The sequence below is a fragment of the Rhizobium sp. KNZ2-6A genome (assembly GCF_056755475.1).
In genome coordinates this window covers 46,620-67,550 of sequence record NZ_JBNDIC010000023.1, presented here as the reverse complement: position 1 = coordinate 67,550, position 20,931 = coordinate 46,620, and the positions used below count along the sequence as shown (strand labels likewise).

The window sequence follows — 20,931 nt, the reverse complement described above, 5'->3', positions numbered from 1 at the left end:
TCCGCTCTAGCGTCAAAGAAGTAGAGCATGATGTTGTCCGAAAACCGCTCACACTTTTCGGCATCATGTTCTATCCACTTGCTGTTGGAGAGAGCTGCATGACGACGACGCAAAGCGATTTGCTGCGGGATGTTCCGTCTGGGCGGTTGCGGCCCTTGAACCAGACCGAGACGAAGTCGGTACTTGCCGATCTCAAGCAGATCGGCGGGGCGGAGCCTGCCATCGCCGCCTTGCTCGTCGAGGAGAGCGCATTGCGGGATTTCATCGTCGCTGCGCTCACTCTGTCTCCTCATCTGCGCGAGATCGCCAATCTCGAACCGTCGCTCCTTGTCGCCGCCATCGAGAGGCCGTTGTCGCCTCAGATCGAGGCGCTGGTCGAAGAGGCCCGCCGCGCCTGGCTGCCGGCCGGGGAAGGAGCTGCTTCGCCTTCTGAATCCGAGGTGATGAGCCGCCTGCGCATCGTTAAGCGCCGTGCCGCTTTTCTGATCGCTCTCGCTGATCTCGCCGGCATCTATAACGGCAAGGCGACGACCCTTCGGCTGAGCAGACTTGCCGAAGGGTCGATTTCCGCGGCGATCGACCATCTGCTGCTGTCGTCACACGAAGCCGGCAAGATTTCGCTCCCCGATCCCGCATCTCCGAGCCTGAAGTCGGGACTGATCGTGCTCGGCATGGGCAAACTCGGCGCCGAAGAATTAAACTATTCTTCCGACATCGATCTGGTCGTCTTCTTCGATGAGACGGCGGGCATCGTGCCCGATCCGGATGACGCCATCGAGATTTTCCCGCGGCTGATGAGACGGTTGGTACGCATCCTGCAGGAGCGCACGGCGGACGGTTATGTCTTCCGCACCGATCTTCGCCTGCGCCCCGATCCCGGCTCGACGCCGCTGGCGATCCCGGTCGATGCGGCGATGATCTATTACGAGGGCAGGGGGCAGAATTGGGAGCGCGCGGCCTTCATCAAGGCGCGTGCCGTTGCCGGCGATATCGCCGCCGGCCAGGCCTTCATTCGCGATCTCGTGCCCTTCGTCTTCCGCAAATATCTGGACTATGCGGCGATTGCTGACATTCATTCGATCAAGCGGCAGATCCATGTGCACAAGGGGCACGGAGCCATCGCCGTCAAGGGCCACAACGTCAAGCTTGGCCGCGGCGGCATTCGCGAGATCGAGTTCTTCGTGCAAACGCAGCAGCTCATTGCCGGCGGCCGCATGCCGGCATTGCGCTGCCGGTCGACGGAGCAAACGCTCGCCGAGTTGACCGAGGCCAAGTGGATCGACGCGGAAACCCGCGACGAGCTCATATCCGCCTACTGGTTCCTGCGCGATGTCGAACATCGCATCCAGATGGTGCGCGACGAGCAGACGCATCTGCTGCCGGAAACCGATGCCGAGCTCCGGCGCATTGTCTTCATGATGGGCTTTGCCGACGTAACGGCCTTCTCCGCGGCGCTGGTGACGACGCTGAAAACGGTCGAGCGGCGCTACGCGCGCCTGTTCGAGCAGGAAATGAAATTATCGTCCGGAACGGGCAATCTGGTTTTTACCGGCCAGGGCGACGATCCCGATACACTGGAGACCTTGCGCCGCCTTGGCTTCGAAAGGCCGTCGGCCATCGCCAATGTGATCCGCACCTGGCACTACGGCCGATATCGCGCGACCCAATCGGTGGAAGCACGCGAGCGGCTGACGGAATTGACGCCCGAACTGCTGCGCGTCTTCGGCGAAAGCAAGCGGGCGGACGAGGCGCTGCTGCGCTTCGACAGCTTCATCTCCGGCCTGCCTGCCGGCATTCAGCTCTTCTCGCTGCTCGGCACCAACCCGGCGCTGCTTTCCCTGATCGTCAACATCATGTCCTCGGCGCCGCGTCTTGCCGAGATCATCGCGGCCAAGCCGCATGTCTTCGACGGCATGCTGGACCCCGGCCTCATGGCCGAGTTGCCCACGCGCGATTATCTCGCCGAGCGCATCAGGGGCTTCCTGGCGCCTGCAAGACATTATGAAGAGGTGCTGGACCGTCTGCGCATTTTCGCATCCGAACAACGCTTCCTGATCGGCATCCGTCTGTTGACAGGCGCGATCGGCGGACAGATGGCGGCTCGGGCCTTCACTTACCTTGCCGATCTGATCGTCGAGGCGGCGCTGGATGCCGTGATGAAGGAAATCCGCGCCGCGCATGGCGAATATCCCGGCGGTCGCATCGCTGTCGTCGGCATGGGCAAGCTCGGCAGTTTCGAGCTCACGGCCGGCTCCGACATCGATATCATCCTGCTCTATGATTACGACGACGCAGCCGGTGAATCGACCGGGACGAAGCCGCTCGATGCCACCCGCTATTTCACGCGCATCACCCAGCGCCTGATCGCCGCACTCTCGGCGCCGACGGCCGAAGGCATCCTCTACGAGGTGGATATGCGCCTACGTCCCTCCGGCAACAAGGGACCCGTCGCCACGCGCATCAACTCCTTCGAGAAGTATCAGCGCACGGAGGCCTGGACCTGGGAGCACATGGCGCTTTCGCGGGCGCGCTTGATCGGGGGTGACGAGGCGTTGGTGAACGACGCCGAGCGCATTATCGGCGAAGTTCTCTCGGCAAAGAGAGACACGACCAAGATTGCTAGGGACGTTCGCGAGATGCGCGGCCTGATCGAGCAGGAAAAGCCGCCCGAAAACATCTGGGACCTGAAGCTGATCCCCGGCGGCCTGATCGATATCGAATTCATCGCGCAATATTTGCGGTTGATCGCACCCGAACGTGGCGTCGGGATCGACGCGAACGGGCTCAGCACGGCGGAAGCGTTGAAACTGCTGGGCGCCAGCCTGATGGATCGCAACGATCTCGATGTCTGCCTGGAGGCCCTGCATCTCTATACGGAACTGTCGCAGCTTATCCGGCTCTGCATCGACGGCTCGTTCGATCCGCAGAATGCGCCTTCGGGGCTGATCGAACTGGTCTGCCGCGCCGGCGATTGCCCGGATATCCGCACCCTGGAAGCGGAGCTGAAGCGGCTGTCGAAGGCGGTGCGGAAGATATTCCAGGCAACCGTTGGAAGCTGATCAGTTCTGATCCGGGATACGGATCGCGATGACCGTGCCGATGCCTTCGCGGGAGCGGATGCGCATCCGGCCATGATGCAGAGCGGTCAGCGATCTGGAAATGGCGAGCCCGAGGCCGGAGCCTCCCTTGCTCTTGGCATATTGGCTCTGCACCTGTTCGAAGGGCTGGCCGATCTTGCTCAGGGCAGATTTCGGAATGCCGATGCCCGTATCGGCGATGACAAGCATGACAGCATCCTCGACCTTGCGCGTGCGAACCGCGATACGGCCGCCGTCATTGGTGAATTTCACGGCGTTGGAGAGCAGGTTGAGGACGATCTGCTTCATCGCCCGCCGGTCGGCACTCAGCTTGATCTCGGAGGAAATGCTCTGCTCGACGAGAATGTTCTTCTGAGCGGCCGGAATGCTGGTGAAACGCAGGCACTCCTCGATGAGCGGCGCCAGATTGATCTGCTCGCAGGAGAGCTTCATATGCCCGGCTTCGATCTTGGACATATCGAGAATATCGTTGATGACGTTAAGCAGATGCTTGCCGCTGTCGTGGATATCCTTGGCGTATTCGTCGTAGCGGGCGGAGCCGAGTGGACCGAACATCTGGTCCTGCAGGATCTCCGAGAAGCCGAGAATGGCGTTGAGCGGCGTGCGCAGCTCATGCGACATGTTGGCGAGGAACTCCGACTTGGCCCTGTTGGCCGCTTCTGCGCGCTCTTTTTCTGCGAGGTAGTTGGCATTGGCGGTCGAAAGCTCGGCCTTCTGGCGCTCCAGGATCTGCCGCGAGGCGGAGAGGTCGTTGATCGTCGCCATCAACCGGCGCTCGGACTCGCGAAGGCGCTCCTGGTTGCGCTTCAGTTGCGTGATATCAGTGCCGACGGAGACGAGGCCGCCGTCTCGGGTGCGGCGTTCGTTGATCTGCAGCCAGCGCTCGTCGGCCAGCTGCACCTCCGTCGTCTGTGAATGGTTGGAGCGGCCGGGATCGACGATGCGCCGCTCGATGACCGGCCGCGCTGCCGCCGCGTTGACGACGGCGCGCTCGGTGCCGGGCACGAGCACATTGTCGGGCAGGTCGTAAGCCTGCTGGAAATGCGCATTGCACATGACGAGACGATCGTTCTTGTCCCAGAGCACGAAGGCTTCGGAGGTGCATTCGATGGCATCGGCCAGGCGCTGATCAGCCTCTGCATAGCGCTGAGCCAGCCGGTGCTGCTCGGTCACATCCATGGCGATGCCGATCATGTGCACGCGGCCGGAATTGGTGCGGATCACCTGGGCGCGGGCGCGCATCCAGACATAATGCCCCTTGGCGTGGCGGATGCGCAGGATCTGGTCCACCTGGCCGGCATTGCCGCGGGTGACGGAGCGGGCGAGCATGTGAAGGCTGTTGTCGTCCGGGTGCATCAGCCGCGCCGCATCCGTGAAGGCGAGGGGCTTGTCGGCGGCCGGCATTCCGAGCATGTCGTACATCGAGCGCGACCAGAAGAACTTGCGGTTGGTGAAATCGAAATCCCAAAGGCCGCAGCGGCCGCGAGAAAGCGCCGTCTCGACCCGCAGGTTCGATTCGAGGAAGATCTCATCCGCGTCGCGAGCCCGCTTCACCTGGGTGTAATAGGCATAGAGAATGACGAGCAGGATGGAGGAGATGCCGGCAAAGAGCGTGACGTTCAGCGTAAGTTCGTCGCGCCAGAGCTTGTCGATCTGATCCATCGATGCGGCCGACAGGATGAAATCGCCCTTGTCGCCGATCAGGGAAATCGCCGCATAATAGGGTTCGCCGCCGATCATGGTTTCGATCACGCCGGCATGGTCGCCGAAATTGCGAATGGCCGACACTTCAGGGAAGAAGTCGGAGATCAGCATGCCGATATAGCCCGAGCCGGCGGCAGACGATCCGAACACCCGGCCGCTCGACTGTACGAGCAGCACGAAGGCGCCGGTATCCAACCGATCCTGCGGCAAATAGGAGGCCAGTTTCCGCTCTGCGCCGCCGCGGTCGCCGGCCTGGAACAGGCTGGCATCGTTCGAAAAGGCGGCGGATGCGGCGGCGATGGAGAGCGAAGTCGTTCGGCGGGCCGAAGCCGCCATCCGGCCATGTTCCGTGATCATGCCGAAGAAATGCGAGGCGGCAACCACCATCAGAAAGGAAACGATGAGGACCGGAATGATGCGCTTGAGAATATGTTCCGTTTGCGGAAAACGACGCGAGATCGTTTCCACCCGCACGCCGGTTCGATCGGTAACGCCGCTATGCCAGGACTTCAGACCGTCGAAATTAACACGCAGCCGTCCATCGGCCGCGGTTGCCCGCCGCACGTCCACCATTGCTTTAGCCTTGTCCCTCGTGTGATTCGCTGCGCCGCTCGCCCGAATCTGCCTTAATGAATCATTCGTGATTCGCCTTGTCCAGAGGGTGCGGTAAAACTTTCTTAACCATCTGCGATTTCAGCGCATTTTACACACGCAGCGGTACGTTGCGCATATTCGGGACTCGCTGGAGCTGAAAAGGCCGACGCAAATCAGCCTTTGAAATCGGTATGTGGGGAGATCGAAATCACTCCTTCAGGATGCGGTCCACGATGTCGCGCACGTCGGTCGAAAGATTGTTCGAGCGTTCGATCCGCATCAGCGCCGAGCGGGCATGGTCGGCGCGCACCGGTTCCAGCAGGCGCCAGGAGCGCATCGACGTCAGGATGCGGGCGGCGAGCTGCGGATTGCGCGGATCGATCTCAAGGATCTCGTCGGCCAGGAAATGGTATCCGGCGCCATCGGCCCGGCCGAAGCCGGTCGGGTTCGCGAAGACGAAAGTGCCGAGGACTGAGCGTACGCGGTTCGGATTGGTGCGGTTGAAGAGCGGCGTATCCATCAGCAGCCGAATGCGCTCCTGCGCGCCTGCGCCGGGAATTGCGGCCTGAATGGCGAGCCACTTGTCGATGACGAGCGCATTGTCCGCGAAGCGGTCGCGGAAATGCGCAAGCGCTGCTGCCGTCTCCGCCGTATCCGGGAAGCGCTGCGCCAGAATGGTCAGCGCGGCACTAAGATCGGTCATGTTGTTCGCAGCATCATAAGCCGCCTTGGCTCGTGCCGGCGTCTCATGCAGCTGCGAGAGATAGCCTAGCGCCGCATTGCGCAATGCCCGGCGGCCGGCGCTTGCGGCGTCAGGCGTGAAGGGACCTAGCGTCTGCATGCTGTCATAAAGCGCGGTGAAGACGTCTTTTCCGACCTCGGCGACCCGTTTGATGATTATCTGGCGTGCGGTATGAATGGCATCGGGATCGTTATTGCCGCCAAGTTCGCGAGCGATATCAGCCTCGCTCGGCAGGGCCAGCGCCTGCGCACGGAATGCCGGCTCCAGGCTTTCGTCGGCCGCGGCTGCGAGCAGTGCGTCGGTGAAGGCTGAATCGCAGGTGATGTCGATGCCTTGGCGTGCATCCCGCGCCGCCTGCAAGAGATTGGGCAGGCCAAGATCGATCAGCGCCTGCCAGCGGGCGAAATGATCGGTCTCGTAGCGCGCGATCAGCGCGAGATCGCGGGGGCTCTGGCTGAATTGCAGGTTGATCGGCGTCGAGAAGCTGCGATTGAGCGACAGGACCGGCCGTGAGGGAATGCCGTGGAACGTCACCGTCTGCGTCTGCTTCGTCAGGTGCAGCACGTCGTCGGTAAGCTCTGCCCCGGTAACGGATGCAGGCGTGATGACAGTGCCGTCTTCGGCCAGCAAGCCCATGCGCAGCGGGATATGCATCGGCTTCTTGGCGGTCTGGCCGGGTGTCGCCGGCACCATTTGCTCGAGCGACAAGGTGAATGTCTTGGCATCGGCATCGTAGGCGCCGGATGCGGTGACGAGGGGTGTGCCGGCCTGATGATACCACAGCGAAAACTGCGTGAGATCGCGGCCGCTGACATCCTCGAAACATCTGACGAAATCTTCGATCGTCACGGCCTGTCCGTCATGCCGATCGAAATAGAGATCCATGCCCGTCTTGAACAGATCGCAGCCGAGCAGGGTTGCGATCATCCGCGTGACTTCGCTACCCTTCTCATAGACGGTCGTTGTGTAGAAGTTATTGATTTCACGGTATTTTGTCGGGCGAACCGGATGGGCGAGCGGCCCGCTGTCTTCCGGAAACTGTTCCGATTTCAGGTGCCGGACTTCGGCAATGCGCTTGACGGGACGCGAGCGCTGGTCGGCGGAAAACTCGTGATCGCGATAGACGGTCAGGCCTTCCTTGAGGCAGAGCTGGAACCAATCGCGGCAGGTGATGCGGTTACCTGTCCAGTTGTGGAAATATTCGTGGGCGATGATGGCTTCGATATTGGCATAATCGGCATCGGTCGCCGTCTCGGGATCGGCCAGCACGTATTTGTCGTTGAAGACGTTGAGGCCCTTGTTCTCCATCGCCCCCATGTTGAAGTCCGACACGGCGACGATCATGAAGATGTCGAGATCGTATTCGCGGCCGAAGCGCTCCTCGTCCCACTTCATCGAGCGTTTCAGCGCATCCATGGCATAGACGGCGCGCGGCTCCTTGCCATGCTCGACATAGATCTTCAGCGCCACTTCGCGGCCGGACAGGGTGGTGAACGTATCCTCGACGACACCGAGGTCGCCGGCGACGAGCGCGAACAGATAGCTCGGCTTCGGATGGGGATCGAACCAGGCGGCGAAATGCTTGCCTTCGCCGTAGCCGGCGCCGCCGAGGAAGTTGCCGTTCGACAGCAGCAGCGGATTGGCGGCCTTGTCGGCGATGATATTGACTGTATAGGGCGCAAGAACGTCAGGCCGGTCGGGGAAATAGGTGATGCGGCGGAAGCCTTCTGCCTCGCACTGCGTGCAATAGATGCCGCCGGTGCGGTAGAGGCCCATCAATTGGGTATTGGCCTCTGGATTGATCACGGTCGTGATCGTCAGCTCGAAAGGCGTGCTCTCGGGCAGGTCGCGAACGGTCAGGCTTTCCGGCGTGGCGTCATATTGTTTGGCGGGAAGTTCGTTCTGGTCGAGCAGCAGCCCGGACAAAACCAGCTCGTCGCCATCGAGCACCAGCGGTGCCTTTGGATCGATGCCTTCGCGCCGATGGAAGATCAGCCGCGCTTCGACCTTGGTTTCGGTTGGATGCAGATCGAAGGTAAGGTCCACGCGTTCCAGAACGAAGTCGGTGGGACGGTAGTCTGCCAGATTGACGATCTGGCCGGTGTCTGTTCGCATGGTCTATCCTGATCAGGCTAAGCTATGGCGGGTGCAGTCCGAAGCCTCCCTCGGACTGAGGTGTCTCATCATTACATCGAAATCTGAACCAAAGTTAAAGTCATGTCACGACATCGATATGTTTTGTTATGGCACAGTAAGTATTCACCCGGCAGCCTGTCTCCGTTTCAGGTTGAACGCAACTCTTGAACGGATATCGGATTGATCAGGCGCCAATTTCGGCCTGAATTTGCAGACTGATGCTACAATTGCTACGATCGCGTTCAGGAGGATCATCATGGCTGCACTGCCGGCGAACGCAGCTGTTCGGGCGAGGAAACAATAATTTAAGTAAATTATTTGTTTAACCTCTTCCGATATAAGCGCTCTTGCATAACTATAGCATGCTATTAAATGTCGGAATTATGATCGATTCCGGTGAACTTGTTCACAAAAATAAAACATCCTCTTTTTGTCACTGATTGAAATGGGCACCCCAAGGAGGCCCGATTGAGTTTTTCCATTGAGCAGCTTGCTCGTCATCCCAAATTCGTCGCGTCATTGCGCTTTCTTGCGGAGGCGTTGCGCAACCGTTACGACAGTGGCCCGAGGATCGCGCGCATGCTCGCCTCGCACCAGCGGTGGCTTCTGACGCAGACGGCCTATGCGCTTCATCTTGAGTATGACCCCGCCGTTCCCGGTTCGGGGCTGACCGTCGTCGCGCTTCGCGACCTCATCACGCGTTATCGTGTCGCGAGCCGCAATACGGTCTTGAGCTTCATCGAAGAGCTGCTGACCTATCGTTTCCTTGAACTGGCTCCCGGCCCGGTTCGCCGCCCCCGCCGTTATGTGCCGACCGAGATGAGCTTCACCGCGATGTTCGGTTGGTATCTCGCCAACCTGACCGCGCTCGATCTGCTTGACGATGGCGCGCGGGCCGCGGCGCTTGCTGCCTCGCCGGCGCTGATGGATCTCGCCCAGCCGCGCATGGCACGCAATTGTCTGGAAATGGAAATCTGGCGTGAACCGCCCGAATGCATTGGCCTGTTTCTTTGGACGGAAGCCGGCGGCCTAGTCGTCGATCAAATCATGTCGAAACTGGATCTTACCGAGGAGGGAGACAAGATCGACATCGGTCGCGTCGATGCGCGGGCGCTGGCAGCCCACTTCATGATATCGCGAACCCACCTGCAGCGCCTGTTGCGTAAATCCGCCGAGCGCGGCGACATCGGCTGGCACGACGAGGTCAAGAAGACGCGTATGTGGGTGTCCCGCGATTTTCTGGATCAATATTGCGGATGGCAGGCCGTGAAGCTAGCCGCGATCGACGAGGCTTTCGCCTGGGCGCGATCGATCGAGGGACGCTCCGCTGTCGCTATTGATGAGTAGAGGTCGGCGCTGGCTTGGCCATCAGAGCATTTCCAGGAAAAGCGCGTAGCGGTTTTCCGTCCGGAATGCGTAAGGAAACAAAAAGATGGAGCGTTTTGGCGATTCGAAGGAAAGCGGAAATGCTCTCAGCAGTGGCCGACGGGGGTGATGTAAATCCGCCTGTGAAATCTCAAAGGGGAATGCTTGCCGATGCCCGCGCGGCGCTTGTCTCGCGGCATTCACCCTTGCGGAAGTTGCGCGCACGTTCAAATTCCTCTGCCGCTCGCACTGCGGAGCCGATATGGCCGACCGAATCGAACAAAGCGATGAGTGAACGCAAACCCGAAGACATGATGTAATTCCTGATAATCAAGCGCTACCCTGCGGCGCTATTGGCGCCTGTGTTCAGCAGCTGCGGAAATCTGCAAAAATGGCCGTCGGCCGGCTGACGCGAGCCGAAACGCCGGTGCCCCGTGCAACCATCTGCTCATTGGCAGCGATGCCGAGGTTGCGATGTCCATTTATCGCGCGCACGGGCTCGAGGGCGCGGCGCAGGGTATCAAACCCGCAGTGAATAGGGCGCAAACGTGCAGTCATGGCCTTGGTTCCTTTCGATTCCTCCCAAGACACGACTCTATATTGCAATGCAACATTGATTCCGCAATGCACAACGCCGGAAGACTGCCATGCTTAAAATGCATGGCTAGCGTCATTTTTTATTAATAATGGCGAAAATCAGCCTAATATTTCGGCGTCGATATAATGTTTGAAGGCCAAGAGGTCGTTCCAGGCCAGCCGCTTGTTGATCGGCGCGGTCAGCAATTCCTGCGGATGGAGACTGGCGATTGCCGGCACCGCGCGGCCGAGAATGCTTAACTCGCGCCATTGTCCGCGCAGTCCATGAATGGTTTCGCCTCCACCGAAGAAGTATCGGGCGGTAAAATTGCCGAGCAGCAGCAAGGCCTTCGGTTCGGCGAGCGCAATCTGCCGTTCTATGAACGGACGGCATATCTCGATTTCGGGCGCTGATGGCGCGCGGTTGCCGGGCGGCCGCCACGGAATGACGTTGGCGAGCAGGATCCCGTCGCGTTGCAGGCCGATGGCGGCCAGCATCTTGTCCAGCAACAGGCCGGCGCGGCCGGAAAATGGTGCGCCTTCCCTGTCGTCATCGGCGCTCGGCATCGGGCCGATCACCATGATTCGGCCTTCCGCCGTACCGCTCGCGAAGATCGTCGAGCGCGCGCTGTTCTTGAGATTGCAGCCGTTGAAGGCTTCGATGGCGGTTTTCAGCTCGCTGAGCGAGCGCGCGCTTTCAGCGGCAAATCGCGCCTGTTCCACGGCCTGCTCATCGGGAATGGCGGGCGCGGCGCGCGGTGGTGCCGCAGCAGGCGCGGCCGGCTTTGTGACCTGGCGACGATCCGGCTGTGCCCGTGCCGCAGGTGACGGAGCTTCGGCGCGGGGCTGCACGGCGCGCGCGCCCTGCCTAGCCGCACGCATGGCCTCGAATTCGGCAAAGCGATCCACCGGCTGTTCTTCCAGCAGCCAATCGACGCCAGCATCCGCATGAAAATGCAGAAGCGCGGCAAGTTCGGCCGGGGTGAGGTCGCTGGCGGAAATCATGGCTGAACTTTAGCTAAAGCCGCGCGGGAACGAAAGAGCGGGGCGGGTGCTATATCAGGCCGTCCACTGGGCGATATCGTCGCGCTCGCCGATCAGGGCAAGACCATGCGCGATCGACAGCAGTTCGCCGCCCGTCTCGATCCGCTCGTGACCGAAACGCTCGGTGAACATGCGCCGCACAGCCGGCACGAAAGAGGTGCCGCCGGTAAGAAACACCTTGTCGATCGCATCGGGCAATGTATTCGTGGTCGTCAGCACATCGTCCAGCGCACCCTCGATGCGGGCAAGGTCGTCGGCAATCCAATTCTCGAAATCAGCCCGGCGAACGTGCTTGCGGCCGGCCTTGCCGAGCGGCGGGAAGTTGAATTCGGCTTCTTCCTCGCTCGAAAGAGCCATCTTCGTCGCCGATACGGCCTGATAGAGCGGATAACCCTCGTCATGTTCGACGAGATCGATGAAGGTCTCCAGCTTTTCCGGCTCCAGGCTGCTGCGCACGAGCGTCTTCAGATCGGCATATTCGCGCGAGGTCTTGAAGATCGAAAGCTGGTTCCAGCGCCCGAAATTGGCGTAGTAGGAGGTCGGCACCTCCAGCAGCTTGTCGAAGCTCTTGAAGAAGCTGCCCTTGCCGATCGCAGGCGAGACGATATTGTCGATCATCCTGAAATCGAAATGATCGCCCGCGATACCGACGCCGGAGTGGCCGATGGGAGTGGCCGTCAGCTTTCCGGCCTGCGTTTCGAAGCGGATCAACGAATAGTCGGTGGTGCCGCCGCCGAAGTCGGCTACCAGCACGGTCGCGTCCCTCTTCAGATGCTGGGCGAAGTAAAAGGCGGCTGCCACCGGCTCATAGACATAGTGGACTTCCGGAAAGCCGAAGCGCGTCAGTGCTGCATTGTAGCGCTGCGTGGCAAGAGCGGCGTCCGGATTGGCACCGGCGAAATGCACGGGGCGGCCGGTGACGATGCGGGAAATGTCGCCCGGCCAATTGTCTCCGGCATAGGCGCGCAAGCGCCGCACGAAGATCTCCATCAGGTCTTCAAAGCTGTGCCGCTTGGCGTAGATCAGGGTGCCCTGAAAGAGCGCGCTCGCCGCAAAGGTCTTGATCGACTGCAGGAAGCGACAGTCGCCGGGATTGTCGATGAACTGCCGGATGGCCGCATGCCCGGCCTCGACCTTCAATGCTGCCGCGCCAAGCCCCGGATCCTTCATGAAGGAGAGCGCCGTGCGCATACTGTCGGCCGTGCCGGCTGCGCTATGGAAGGCGACCGATTGTGTCGCGGCTCCATCGGCCATCGCCAGAACCGTGTTCGTCGTGCCGAAGTCGAAACCAAGCGCCCGAGCCATGCCCGCACTCCCTTCCGTCAAAATTGTCTGGATTGAGGCCAAGCCCCGTACGAGACGCAAGACGCGCCCCTGTCGCAAAGAGGGCGCGTCATGACATGGCTTGATGCCAAGTTCAAGACGCGAGGGCGCTTTTATTTCCGCCGGTCGCAATCTCCATTGCGAGCACTTCACAGGCAAAGCCCTTCGAGTCTCGTGCAAAAGAAACGGGCGCTTTCGGCGCCCGTTGCTGTCACTCGGCTGCGATGGCCGCCGGCGGTTCCTTGTGGTGCGGCTCCTTGTCCTTGCGCTTGACCAGGCGGCCAAGAAAGTCGTTCAGGCGGTTCATCTCCAGGAAGATGACCGGCGTGATGAACAGCGTCAGAAGCTGCGAGACCACCAGGCCGCCGACGACGGCGATACCGAGCGGCTGCCGAAGCTCGGAGCTTGCACCGCCGCCGACCGCGATCGGAAGAGCGCCGAGCAGGGCGCAGAAGGTGGTCATCATGATCGGACGGAAACGACGCACGCAGGCTTCGTGGATCGCTTCCGCGGGCGATATGCCCGCACTCGAGCGCAGCGTTTCCAGTGCCACGTCAATCATCATGATCGCGTTCTTCTTGACGATGCCGATCAGCATCAGCAAGCCGATCAGCGCGATGATCGACAGGTCGAACCCGAAGACCTTCAGGGCAAGCAGAGCGCCGAGAGCGGCGGCCGGCAGGCCGGAGAGAATGGTCAACGGGTGGATGAAGCTCTCGTAGAGAACGCCGAGGACCACATAGATCGTCAGCACGGCCGCAAGGATCAGATAAGGCGTGCTGCCCTGCGACTGCTGGAAGATCTGGGCGGTGCCGCCATAGGACGTGAAGATGTCCGCCGGCATGTTGATATCCTTCTTGATCTGCTCGATCTGTGCCGTGGCATCGCCGAGCGCTTCGCCGGCCGGCAGGTTGAAGGATACGGTGGTCGAGACGAGCTGCCCCGTCTGGTTGATGGTGACCGGGCCTGTCTTGCGCTCGACATGGGCGAAGTTCGACAGCGGAACCAGGGCGCCGCTCGCTGATGCGATCTGGATCTCCTGAAGCTTCTGGTCGTCCCAGGGCTTGCTGGTGTCGAACTCGACTATCACGTCATAGCTATCGCCGGTCGACTGGATTTGCGCGGCGGTGAAACCGCCGAAACCTTCTTCGAGTGACGTGCGCAACTGATTGTTGTTGATCCCGTATTGCGCTGCCTTTTCGGTATCGACGACGATATTGGCCTGCAGGGCGTTGTTCTGCTCATCCGAGGCGACATCGGTGAAGCGCGGATCGCGGCGCATCGCATCGAGCATCTTGTTGGCCCAGAGATTCGTCTGGTCGGCGCTCAGCGCCTGGATGACGAGCTGATACTGGCTGGCCGTCTGGCGGCCGCCGAAGCGCAGGCTCTGCTGTGGGGTGATATAGGCTTTCAGGCCGGCGATCTTGCTGATGCTGGCGCGCAGCTCCCGCAGGGTCTGGTCCAGCGGCTCTCGTTGGTCCTTCGCCTTCAGTTCGACATACATGGTGCCGTTGTTCAGCGGCTGGCGCGCGTTGCCGCCGACGATGGACATGACGTGGGCAACGGCCGGGTTCTGTTTCACAAGCGCGGCGGCCTGATTCTGCAGGTCCTGCATCGCCGGATAGGAGATATCCTGCCGGGCCTGCGTGGAGATCGTCAGGCGGCCGATATCTTCCGTCGGAAAGAAGCTCGCGGGCAGGACCATGAAGAGATATGCCGAAAGCGCCACCGAGCCGAGGAAGCTTAGGAGCACCGTGCCGCGATGGCGCAGGCACCAGGCAACGCCTCGGTCGTAGCCGCGCTGAATCCAGTCGAAGCCCATATTGAAGAGGCGCACCGGGTAGGGCGGCTCGCCATGGCCCGCCGAAAGACGCGAGCTGAGCATGGGCGTGACGGTCAGCGAAACGATGGCCGACGATACGATGGCGATGGCAACGACCATGCCGAATTCGTTGAAGATGCGGCCGACGACGCCGCCCATCAGGAGGATCGGGATGAACACCGCGATCAGCGAGATCGACATGGAGATGATGGTGTAGCTAACCTCAGCCGAACCCTTCAGCGCCGCCTCGAGCACCGGCATGCCTTCTTCGACATGGCGCAATATGTTCTCGAGCATGACGATGGCGTCGTCCACCACGAGACCGACCGCAAGCGTCAGGCCTAGCAGGGAGATGTTATCGATGCTGTATCCCAGCACATACATCATGCCGAATGTCGCGATCAGCGACAGCGGCACGGCAAGGCCAGGGATGATCGTTGCCGTGACGTGACCGGTAAAAAGATAGATCACCAGCACGACAAGGCCGATCGTCAGCATCAGCGTGAATTTGACGTCGGAAATTGCATCGCGGATCGGCTGCGCTGAATCGTTCATGACCGTCGTCTTCACCGATGCCGGTATTTCCGCATGCAATTGCGGCAGCTTGGCATTGATGGCATCGACCACGTCGACCGTATTGGCATCCGGCTGGCGCTGGATGGCGAGAATGATCGCGCGCTTGCCGTCATACCAGGAGCCGGTATTGGTGTTCTCCACACTGTCCTGCACGTCTGCGACGTCGCTCAGATGGATCGGCGCGCCATTCGGGTTCGCGATGACAAGCGAGCGGAATTGCTCGGCATTGGTGCGCTGGGTATCGGAGTTGATGGTCATGCTCTGCGAATTGTTCTGCAGGGTGCCGACCGGAACCTGGCTGTTGGCGTTGACAAGCGCATTGTTGACGGTGTCGATGCCGATGCTGCGGTTCTGCAGCTTGGCGGGATCGACTTCGACCCGCACGGCATACGTCTGGGCACCGAAAACAGTCACTTCCGCCACGCCGGGCAGTGTCGAAAGCGACGGCGAGATGATGTCCTCGGCGATCTCGTCGAGCTTGCTGCGCGGCATCGTATCGCTCTGCACGGCCAGCAGCATGATCGGCGCATCCGCGGGATTGGTCTTGCGGTAGCTTGGCGGCACAGTCAGATTGTCAGGCAATTGGCGCGTTGCGTGCGAGATTGCGGCCTGAACGTCGGCGGCAGCGGCATCGATATCGCGGTTGAGGTCGAATTGCAGCACGATGCTGGTGTTGCCGAGCGAGTTGGTCGACGAAATCTCGCTGATGCCGGGGATCGTCTCGAACTGTTTGATCAGCGGTGTCGAAACCGATGTCGCCATGGTCTGCGGCGAGGCGCCATTCAACTGTGCGGTGACGTTGACGGTCGGGAAATCGACTTGCGGCAAGGCGGCCACGGGAACAAGCTGATATCCCGCCAGGCCAGCCATGACCACACCTAGGGCCAGAAGCGTCGTCGCCACCGGCCGCCGGATACAGAAGGCGGGAATCATTGCTGTGCTCCGACGGAAATCGTTTCGGTTTTCTGGCCTGACTGATCGTCAGCCGAGGCGACTTTCTGCGGCGTGCCATCACTGAACTGCTCGACGACGCTTTGGCCGTCGTTCAACTGCACCTGTCCTTCGGTAACGACATGGTCGCCTTCCGACAGGCCCTTGGCGACGGCTGTAAATGCGCCGTTCTGCCGTGCGATGGTGACCGGCGTCAGATGCACCTTGTTGTCCTTGACGACATAGGCGAAAAAGCCTTCCGGGCCGGGGCTGATCGAAACCGTGGGCGCGACGACGACCGGCTGGTTGTCATTGAAGTGCATGACGATGTTGACCGACTGGCCGGGCCAGATGGCACCATTCGCATTGTCGAACTTCGCCTTGGCGAGAATGGTGCCGGAAGCGGCGTCGACCTGGTTGTCGTAGAAGCTCATGGCGCCCTGGCGCGTCTTGCCTTCGGCCGATCGCGGCACGGTGCTGACCGGCACGGTGCCGCCCTTCATGGCCTCTTCGAGTTCGCGAAGATGGCTTTCCTGCAAATGGAACTTGACGTAGATCGGGTCATATTGCGCGATCGAAACAATCGCGGTCCCAGCGCTGACATAGGCGCCGACGCTGAGCTGCACGTCGCCAAGGCGACCGTCATACGGCGCCCGAATTTCGGTATGCTCCAGAAGCACCTGGTCGGATGCGAGCTGCGCCTTGTCGCCGTTGACTGTCGCGACCGCTGTATCGCGCGCGGCAACCGCCTGATCGACCGTCTGCTGCGTGCCAGCATTGTTAAGCAGGTTCTTGGCGCGGGTAAGTGCGGCTTCCGCCTCGACGAGGGTGGCCTGATCCTTGGCGAGGTTTGCCTTATCCTTGTCGACCGAGGCCTGCGCGGTGCGCGGATCGAGCTTGGCAATCAGGTCGCCCGCCTTGACCATGGCGCCATCCTGCGCCTCGATCTCGGTGATCAGGCCTGCTTCCTGCGCGGCAATGGTGGTGGTGTCCTGCGCGTCAGCCCAGCCGGTGGCGGTCACGTCGTTCGGCAGCGACCTTTTCGTTACGGCTACGGTCCTGACGGCGGTGGGAGCGGCTTCGCGCTTGTGACCGCCTGCTTGCGCCGTCTTGCCGGCGTCTTTGGTTTCTGCGGATGCTTGATCGACAAATGCGGAAAGGAAAGGAATACGGTCGCGGTAGCCCCAGGCAACAAGGGCTGCGACGACAAGAAGGCTAAGGGGAAGCCAGAATTTTTTCATATTAAAGAACCGGTCGAGGCGAGTTGCAGGAAGCGCGATGACGTTGAAGTGTATTTATTGCGCCGCACAACAAAAACGAGCTTCGCCGCAATCCATCACATCGCTGTTTACCGCTAACGTTCGGTAATTCTGTCCCTATAACGTGAATTGTTGAACGCTGATCGAGCGCAATTTACCACAGTTCGGCGGGGCGAAAAATTAAAGCTTGGAAAGCTTTGGGATTGCTTCTGTTTGTGCCGTGCAACAAACAGTCAAATGGCTATTTTTTGATTGCTGTTATGTAATAATCAGACGGCTGCGCGGCGGGATACAGTATTTATAGTGGCGAAGCGGGTCACAAAGCTCATGGCAGGCGCCATCATCGCTCACGCAAATGTGTTGTCGGGGCCAGTTTAACCAAGCCCCTTCTTTGTTCGCGATTGGGACTTTAAAGGGAGCGCGCAGCCCCTCCGTCGCAACGGACCAGCGTTCCCGTGACGTAGCTTGCCGGCTCGCTGCAGAGGAAGGCGGCCGTCGCGGCGAATTCTTCGACACGGCCGTAGCGGCCGACGGGAATACGCTGCTGACGCTCGGCGCTGACGTCTTCCAGGCTCCGGCCTCCACGTTTGGCCGCGGCGGTGTCAAGCTCGGCCAATCGGTCGGTGGCGATGCTGCCCGGCAGAAGCATGTTCACCGTGATGCCATGCGCCGCCACTTCGCTCGCCAGCGTCTTGCTCCATCCGGCCAATGCCGGGCGCAGCGTGTTGGAGAGCGCAAGGTTGGGAATGGGTTCGATGACGCCGGAGGAGGCGACCGTCAGAATGCGCCCCCAGCCTTGCGCCTTCATGCCCGGCAGCAGGGCGTTGGTCAGCGTGATGATCCGCGACACCATGGAGATGAAATAGGTCTCCAGTCGCTCCGCGGTCATATCCTCCGTCGTTCCAGGCGTCGGGCCGCCGCTATTATTGACAAGAATGTCGATACCGCCGAGCTTCTCGGTCGCGGCCTTGGTGACGACATCAACGAAATTCTCGTCGTTGAGGTCAGCCCAGATCCAGTCGGCGCGGCCTTTGCCCTCGGCATTGATGGCCTTGCAATTACCGTCGAGCCTTTCGCCGCTGCGGCCACAGAGCAGAACGTTCACGCCCTCGCGGGCCAGCGCCACGGCGATCCCATGGCCGAGCCCCTTGGATGAGGCAAGCACCAGCGCGCGCTTTCCGCCGATACGAAGATCCATTTTGATCACCCTTCATGCTATCCGCAATTCCCGATCGGCTCTTATAGAGCGCCATCGGGCGATTATGGAAGTCACGCTCCGGAGAGGGCGGCAAATACCTTCAAAATATTGGCGTTAACGTAAAAGTAACTTAACTTGTTTGCGCGTTGGACGAATTGGAGGATTGCCTGTCGCTTCCCGGCTCGACAATCCTCTCCCGTTTTGACAAGAGATAAACGAAACGGGGAAGACGCCCAAGGGGATAAGGCTGCGATCCGATATCATCGGACGCTGCCAAGCGGAGAAGATGAATGACTAATGCGAGCGAGCTGCCGGAACGCGAGAGCATGGAATTCGACGTTGTGATTGTTGGCGCGGGTCCTGCGGGCCTGTCAGCTGCGATCCGGCTGAAGCAGATCAATCCCGATCTGACTGTCGTCGTGCTCGAGAAGGGGGCCGAAGTCGGCGCACATATTCTTTCGGGCGCCGTCGTCGATCCGATCGGCATCGACCGCCTGCTGCCGGGCTGGCGCGAGGAGGAGGGGCATCCCTTCAAGACCGAGGTGACTGATGATCACTTCCTGTTCTTAGGCCCCGCCGGCTCCGTTCGCCTGCCGAATTTCATGATGCCGCCGCTGATGAGCAATCACGGCAATTACATCGTATCGCTTGGGCTTGTCTGTCGCTGGCTGGCCGAGAAGGCCGAGGCGCTCGGCGTCGAAATCTATCCCGGCTTTGCCGCGACCGAAGTGCTCTATAATGACGAGGGTGCGGTCATCGGCGTCGCCACCGGCGACATGGGCATCGAGAAGAATGGCGAGCCCGGCCCGAACTATACCCGCGGCATGGAATTGCTCGGCAAATACGTGCTGATCGGCGAGGGCGTGCGCGGCTCGCTGGCCAAGCAGCTCATTGCCAAGTTCGATCTGTCGCGGAACAGCGACGTGCCGAAGTTCGGCATCGGCATCAAGGAACTCTGGGAGGTCAAGCCGGAGAACCACAAAAAGGGTCTCGTGCAGCACTCATTCGGCTGGCCGCTCGGAATGAAGACGGGTGGCGGCTCGTTCCTCTATCATCTTGAGGACAATCTGGTCGCCGTCGGCTTCGTCGTGCACCTGAACTACAAGAACCCCTATCTCTATCCCTTCGAGGAATTCCAGCGCTTCAAGACGCATCCGGCGATCCGTGGCACCTTCGAGGGCGGCAAGCGCATTTCCTATGGCGCCCGCGCCATCACCGAAGGCGGATATCAGTCGGTGCCGAAGCTGACCTTCCCGGGCGGCGCCCTGATCGGCTGTTCGGCAGGCTTCGTTAATGTTCCCCGCATCAAGGGCAGCCATAACGCGGTGCTGTCGGGCATGCTGGCGGCCGACAGGATCGCCGAGGCGATTGCGGCCGGTCGCGGCAACGACGAAGTGATCGAGATCGAGAACGAATGGCGCGCTTCCGACATCGGCAAGGACCTGAAGCGGGTGCGTAACGTCAAGCCGCTGTGGTCGAAATTCGGCACGGCGATCGGCGTGACGCTGGGCGGTCTCGACATGTGGACGAACCAGCTCTTCGGCTTCTCCTTCTTCGGCACGCTGAAGCATGGCAAGACGGATGCCCAATCGCTGGAACCCGCGACCAAGCACACGAAGATCGACTATCCGAAGCCGGACGGCGTGCTGACCTTCGACCGTCTTTCCTCGGTGTTCCTGTCGAACACCAATCACGAGGAAGACCAGCCGGTGCATCTGCAGGTCAGGGACATGGCACTGCAGGTATCGTCGGAACACGACATCTATGCCGGTCCGTCGACGCGCTACTGTCCGGCCGGCGTCTATGAATGGGTGGAGAAAGACGGCAAGGAGACCTTTGTCATCAACGCCCAGAACTGCGTCCACTGCAAGACCTGCGACATCAAGGATCCCAACCAGAACATCAACTGGGTGCCGCCGCAGGGCGGCGAGGGGCCGGTCTATCCGAATATGTGAGATGCAATGACGGAAATCGGAGACGGCACCTGGATGATCCGCTCAGCCAGGGCCGACGAGCTGCATTTGCTTGCTGATATCGAGATCGATGCCTTTGGGGCTCTGCAAGAGGCCGGCGCTGTCGGCTGCGAGCCGACATCCCTGCCTCTCGATGTCCTGCAACAATCCCTGGCGGAGCAATTACTGTTCGTTGCCGTCGACGGCGAGGATAAGCCGATCGGTTTCCTCACGGGCATCCGTAGGGACGGCTCTGTATATATCGCCGAAATCGATGTCGTCAGGCGCTGGCAGAAGCGAGGCGTCGGGCGCCGGCTGATGGAGACGGCCATTGCCACCGCGAGAACGCAAGGAGCCACAGGCGTCACGCTGACGACGGACCGGCAGGTGGCCTTCAATGCGCCGTTCTACGCGTCTCTGGGATTTCGCATCCTGGAGGGTGAGGACAGGCCGGTGGTTCTCACTGAGATCCTGGAGAAAGAGGTTGTCCATGGCGCCGATCCGGCCAGACGCGTGGCAATGGCGCTTCGATTTTGATCCTTGTTCCCTGAATTGCGTTGGAACAAACAGAAAGAGCGATTCAGTATTTCGCTGAACCGCTCCGTATTTCCG

General features: G+C 60.7%; 12 protein-coding genes. 4 read left to right on the top strand and 8 right to left on the bottom strand.

Features of this window, described 5'->3' with window-relative positions; genetic code table 11:
* Positions 1-98 precede the first annotated feature (98 nt).
* Positions 99-3,059: a bifunctional [glutamine synthetase] adenylyltransferase/[glutamine synthetase]-adenylyl-L-tyrosine phosphorylase gene (locus tag ACPYOP_RS17240; protein WP_481411578.1), complete on the top strand. Its 2,961-nt coding sequence runs from the start codon at positions 99-101 to the stop codon at positions 3,057-3,059.
* Here the strand turns inward: ACPYOP_RS17240 and ACPYOP_RS17235 are convergent, their stop codons facing one another.
* The gene (locus ACPYOP_RS17235; protein WP_481411577.1) at positions 3,060-5,375 is read right to left on the bottom strand and encodes a PAS domain-containing sensor histidine kinase; all 2,316 of its coding nucleotides are present in this window, start codon (positions 5,373-5,375) and stop codon (positions 3,060-3,062) included. It lies immediately after the preceding gene.
* 229 nt (positions 5,376-5,604) lie between these two features.
* Positions 5,605-8,253 (bottom strand): aminopeptidase N, encoded by a 2,649-nt coding sequence (pepN, locus tag ACPYOP_RS17230; protein WP_481411576.1) that lies wholly within the window; start codon positions 8,251-8,253, stop codon positions 5,605-5,607.
* 489 nt (positions 8,254-8,742) lie between these two features.
* On the opposite strand from pepN, the gene ACPYOP_RS17225 reads away from it, so the two are divergent.
* Positions 8,743-9,621 (top strand): hypothetical protein, encoded by an 879-nt coding sequence (locus ACPYOP_RS17225; RefSeq protein WP_481411575.1) that lies wholly within the window; start codon positions 8,743-8,745, stop codon positions 9,619-9,621.
* Between the two features lie 384 nt (positions 9,622-10,005).
* Here ACPYOP_RS17225 and ACPYOP_RS17220 read toward each other — a convergent pair whose 3' ends face one another.
* The 6 genes from ACPYOP_RS17220 to ACPYOP_RS17195 form a co-directional block, all read right to left on the bottom strand.
* Positions 10,006-10,197 carry a hypothetical protein gene (locus ACPYOP_RS17220; protein ID WP_481411574.1) on the bottom strand — a complete coding sequence of 64 codons (192 nt, stop codon included), beginning with the start codon at positions 10,195-10,197 and terminating at the stop codon, positions 10,006-10,008.
* A gap of 138 nt (positions 10,198-10,335) precedes the next feature.
* Positions 10,336-11,220: a uracil-DNA glycosylase gene (locus ACPYOP_RS17215; protein WP_481411573.1), complete on the bottom strand. Its 885-nt coding sequence runs from the start codon at positions 11,218-11,220 to the stop codon at positions 10,336-10,338.
* Between the two features lie 54 nt (positions 11,221-11,274).
* Positions 11,275-12,564 carry an Hsp70 family protein gene (locus tag ACPYOP_RS17210; RefSeq protein WP_481411572.1) on the bottom strand — a complete coding sequence of 430 codons (1,290 nt, stop codon included), beginning with the start codon at positions 12,562-12,564 and terminating at the stop codon, positions 11,275-11,277.
* Between the two features lie 229 nt (positions 12,565-12,793).
* Positions 12,794-15,913 carry an efflux RND transporter permease subunit gene (locus ACPYOP_RS17205; protein ID WP_481411571.1) on the bottom strand — a complete coding sequence of 1,040 codons (3,120 nt, stop codon included), beginning with the start codon at positions 15,911-15,913 and terminating at the stop codon, positions 12,794-12,796.
* Positions 15,910-17,151: an efflux RND transporter periplasmic adaptor subunit gene (locus tag ACPYOP_RS17200; protein ID WP_481411570.1), complete on the bottom strand. Its 1,242-nt coding sequence runs from the start codon at positions 17,149-17,151 to the stop codon at positions 15,910-15,912. The genes ACPYOP_RS17205 and ACPYOP_RS17200 overlap by 4 nt, the downstream gene beginning before the upstream one ends.
* Positions 17,152-17,578: 427 nt before the next feature.
* Positions 17,579-18,367 (bottom strand): SDR family oxidoreductase, encoded by a 789-nt coding sequence (locus ACPYOP_RS17195; protein ID WP_481411569.1) that lies wholly within the window; start codon positions 18,365-18,367, stop codon positions 17,579-17,581.
* 290 nt (positions 18,368-18,657) lie between these two features.
* Here ACPYOP_RS17195 and ACPYOP_RS17190 point away from each other — a divergent pair, with 290 nt between their 5' ends.
* Together ACPYOP_RS17190 and ACPYOP_RS17185 are read left to right on the top strand one after the other, a co-directional pair.
* Positions 18,658-20,322: an electron transfer flavoprotein-ubiquinone oxidoreductase gene (locus ACPYOP_RS17190; RefSeq protein ID WP_481411568.1), complete on the top strand. Its 1,665-nt coding sequence runs from the start codon at positions 18,658-18,660 to the stop codon at positions 20,320-20,322.
* A gap of 6 nt (positions 20,323-20,328) precedes the next feature.
* Positions 20,329-20,856, top strand: a complete 528-nt coding sequence (locus ACPYOP_RS17185) for a GNAT family N-acetyltransferase (RefSeq protein WP_481411567.1) — start codon at positions 20,329-20,331, stop codon at positions 20,854-20,856.
* The last annotated feature ends 75 nt before the right edge of the window (positions 20,857-20,931 follow it).

Coding starts and splice junctions, on each gene's coding strand:
- ACPYOP_RS17240 (WP_481411578.1), top strand. CDS start 99: ATGACGACGACGCAAAGCGATTTGCTGCGGGATGTTCCGTCTGGGCGG.
- ACPYOP_RS17235 (WP_481411577.1), bottom strand. CDS start 5,375: ATGGTGGACGTGCGGCGGGCAACCGCGGCCGATGGACGGCTGCGTGTT.
- pepN (WP_481411576.1), bottom strand. CDS start 8,253: ATGCGAACAGACACCGGCCAGATCGTCAATCTGGCAGACTACCGTCCC.
- ACPYOP_RS17220 (WP_481411574.1), bottom strand. CDS start 10,197: ATGACTGCACGTTTGCGCCCTATTCACTGCGGGTTTGATACCCTGCGC.
- ACPYOP_RS17215 (WP_481411573.1), bottom strand. CDS start 11,220: ATGATTTCCGCCAGCGACCTCACCCCGGCCGAACTTGCCGCGCTTCTG.
- ACPYOP_RS17210 (WP_481411572.1), bottom strand. CDS start 12,564: ATGGCTCGGGCGCTTGGTTTCGACTTCGGCACGACGAACACGGTTCTG.
- ACPYOP_RS17205 (WP_481411571.1), bottom strand. CDS start 15,913: ATGATTCCCGCCTTCTGTATCCGGCGGCCGGTGGCGACGACGCTTCTG.
- ACPYOP_RS17200 (WP_481411570.1), bottom strand. CDS start 17,151: ATGAAAAAATTCTGGCTTCCCCTTAGCCTTCTTGTCGTCGCAGCCCTT.
- ACPYOP_RS17195 (WP_481411569.1), bottom strand. CDS start 18,367: ATGGATCTTCGTATCGGCGGAAAGCGCGCGCTGGTGCTTGCCTCATCC.
- ACPYOP_RS17190 (WP_481411568.1), top strand. CDS start 18,658: ATGACTAATGCGAGCGAGCTGCCGGAACGCGAGAGCATGGAATTCGAC.
- ACPYOP_RS17185 (WP_481411567.1), top strand. CDS start 20,329: ATGACGGAAATCGGAGACGGCACCTGGATGATCCGCTCAGCCAGGGCC.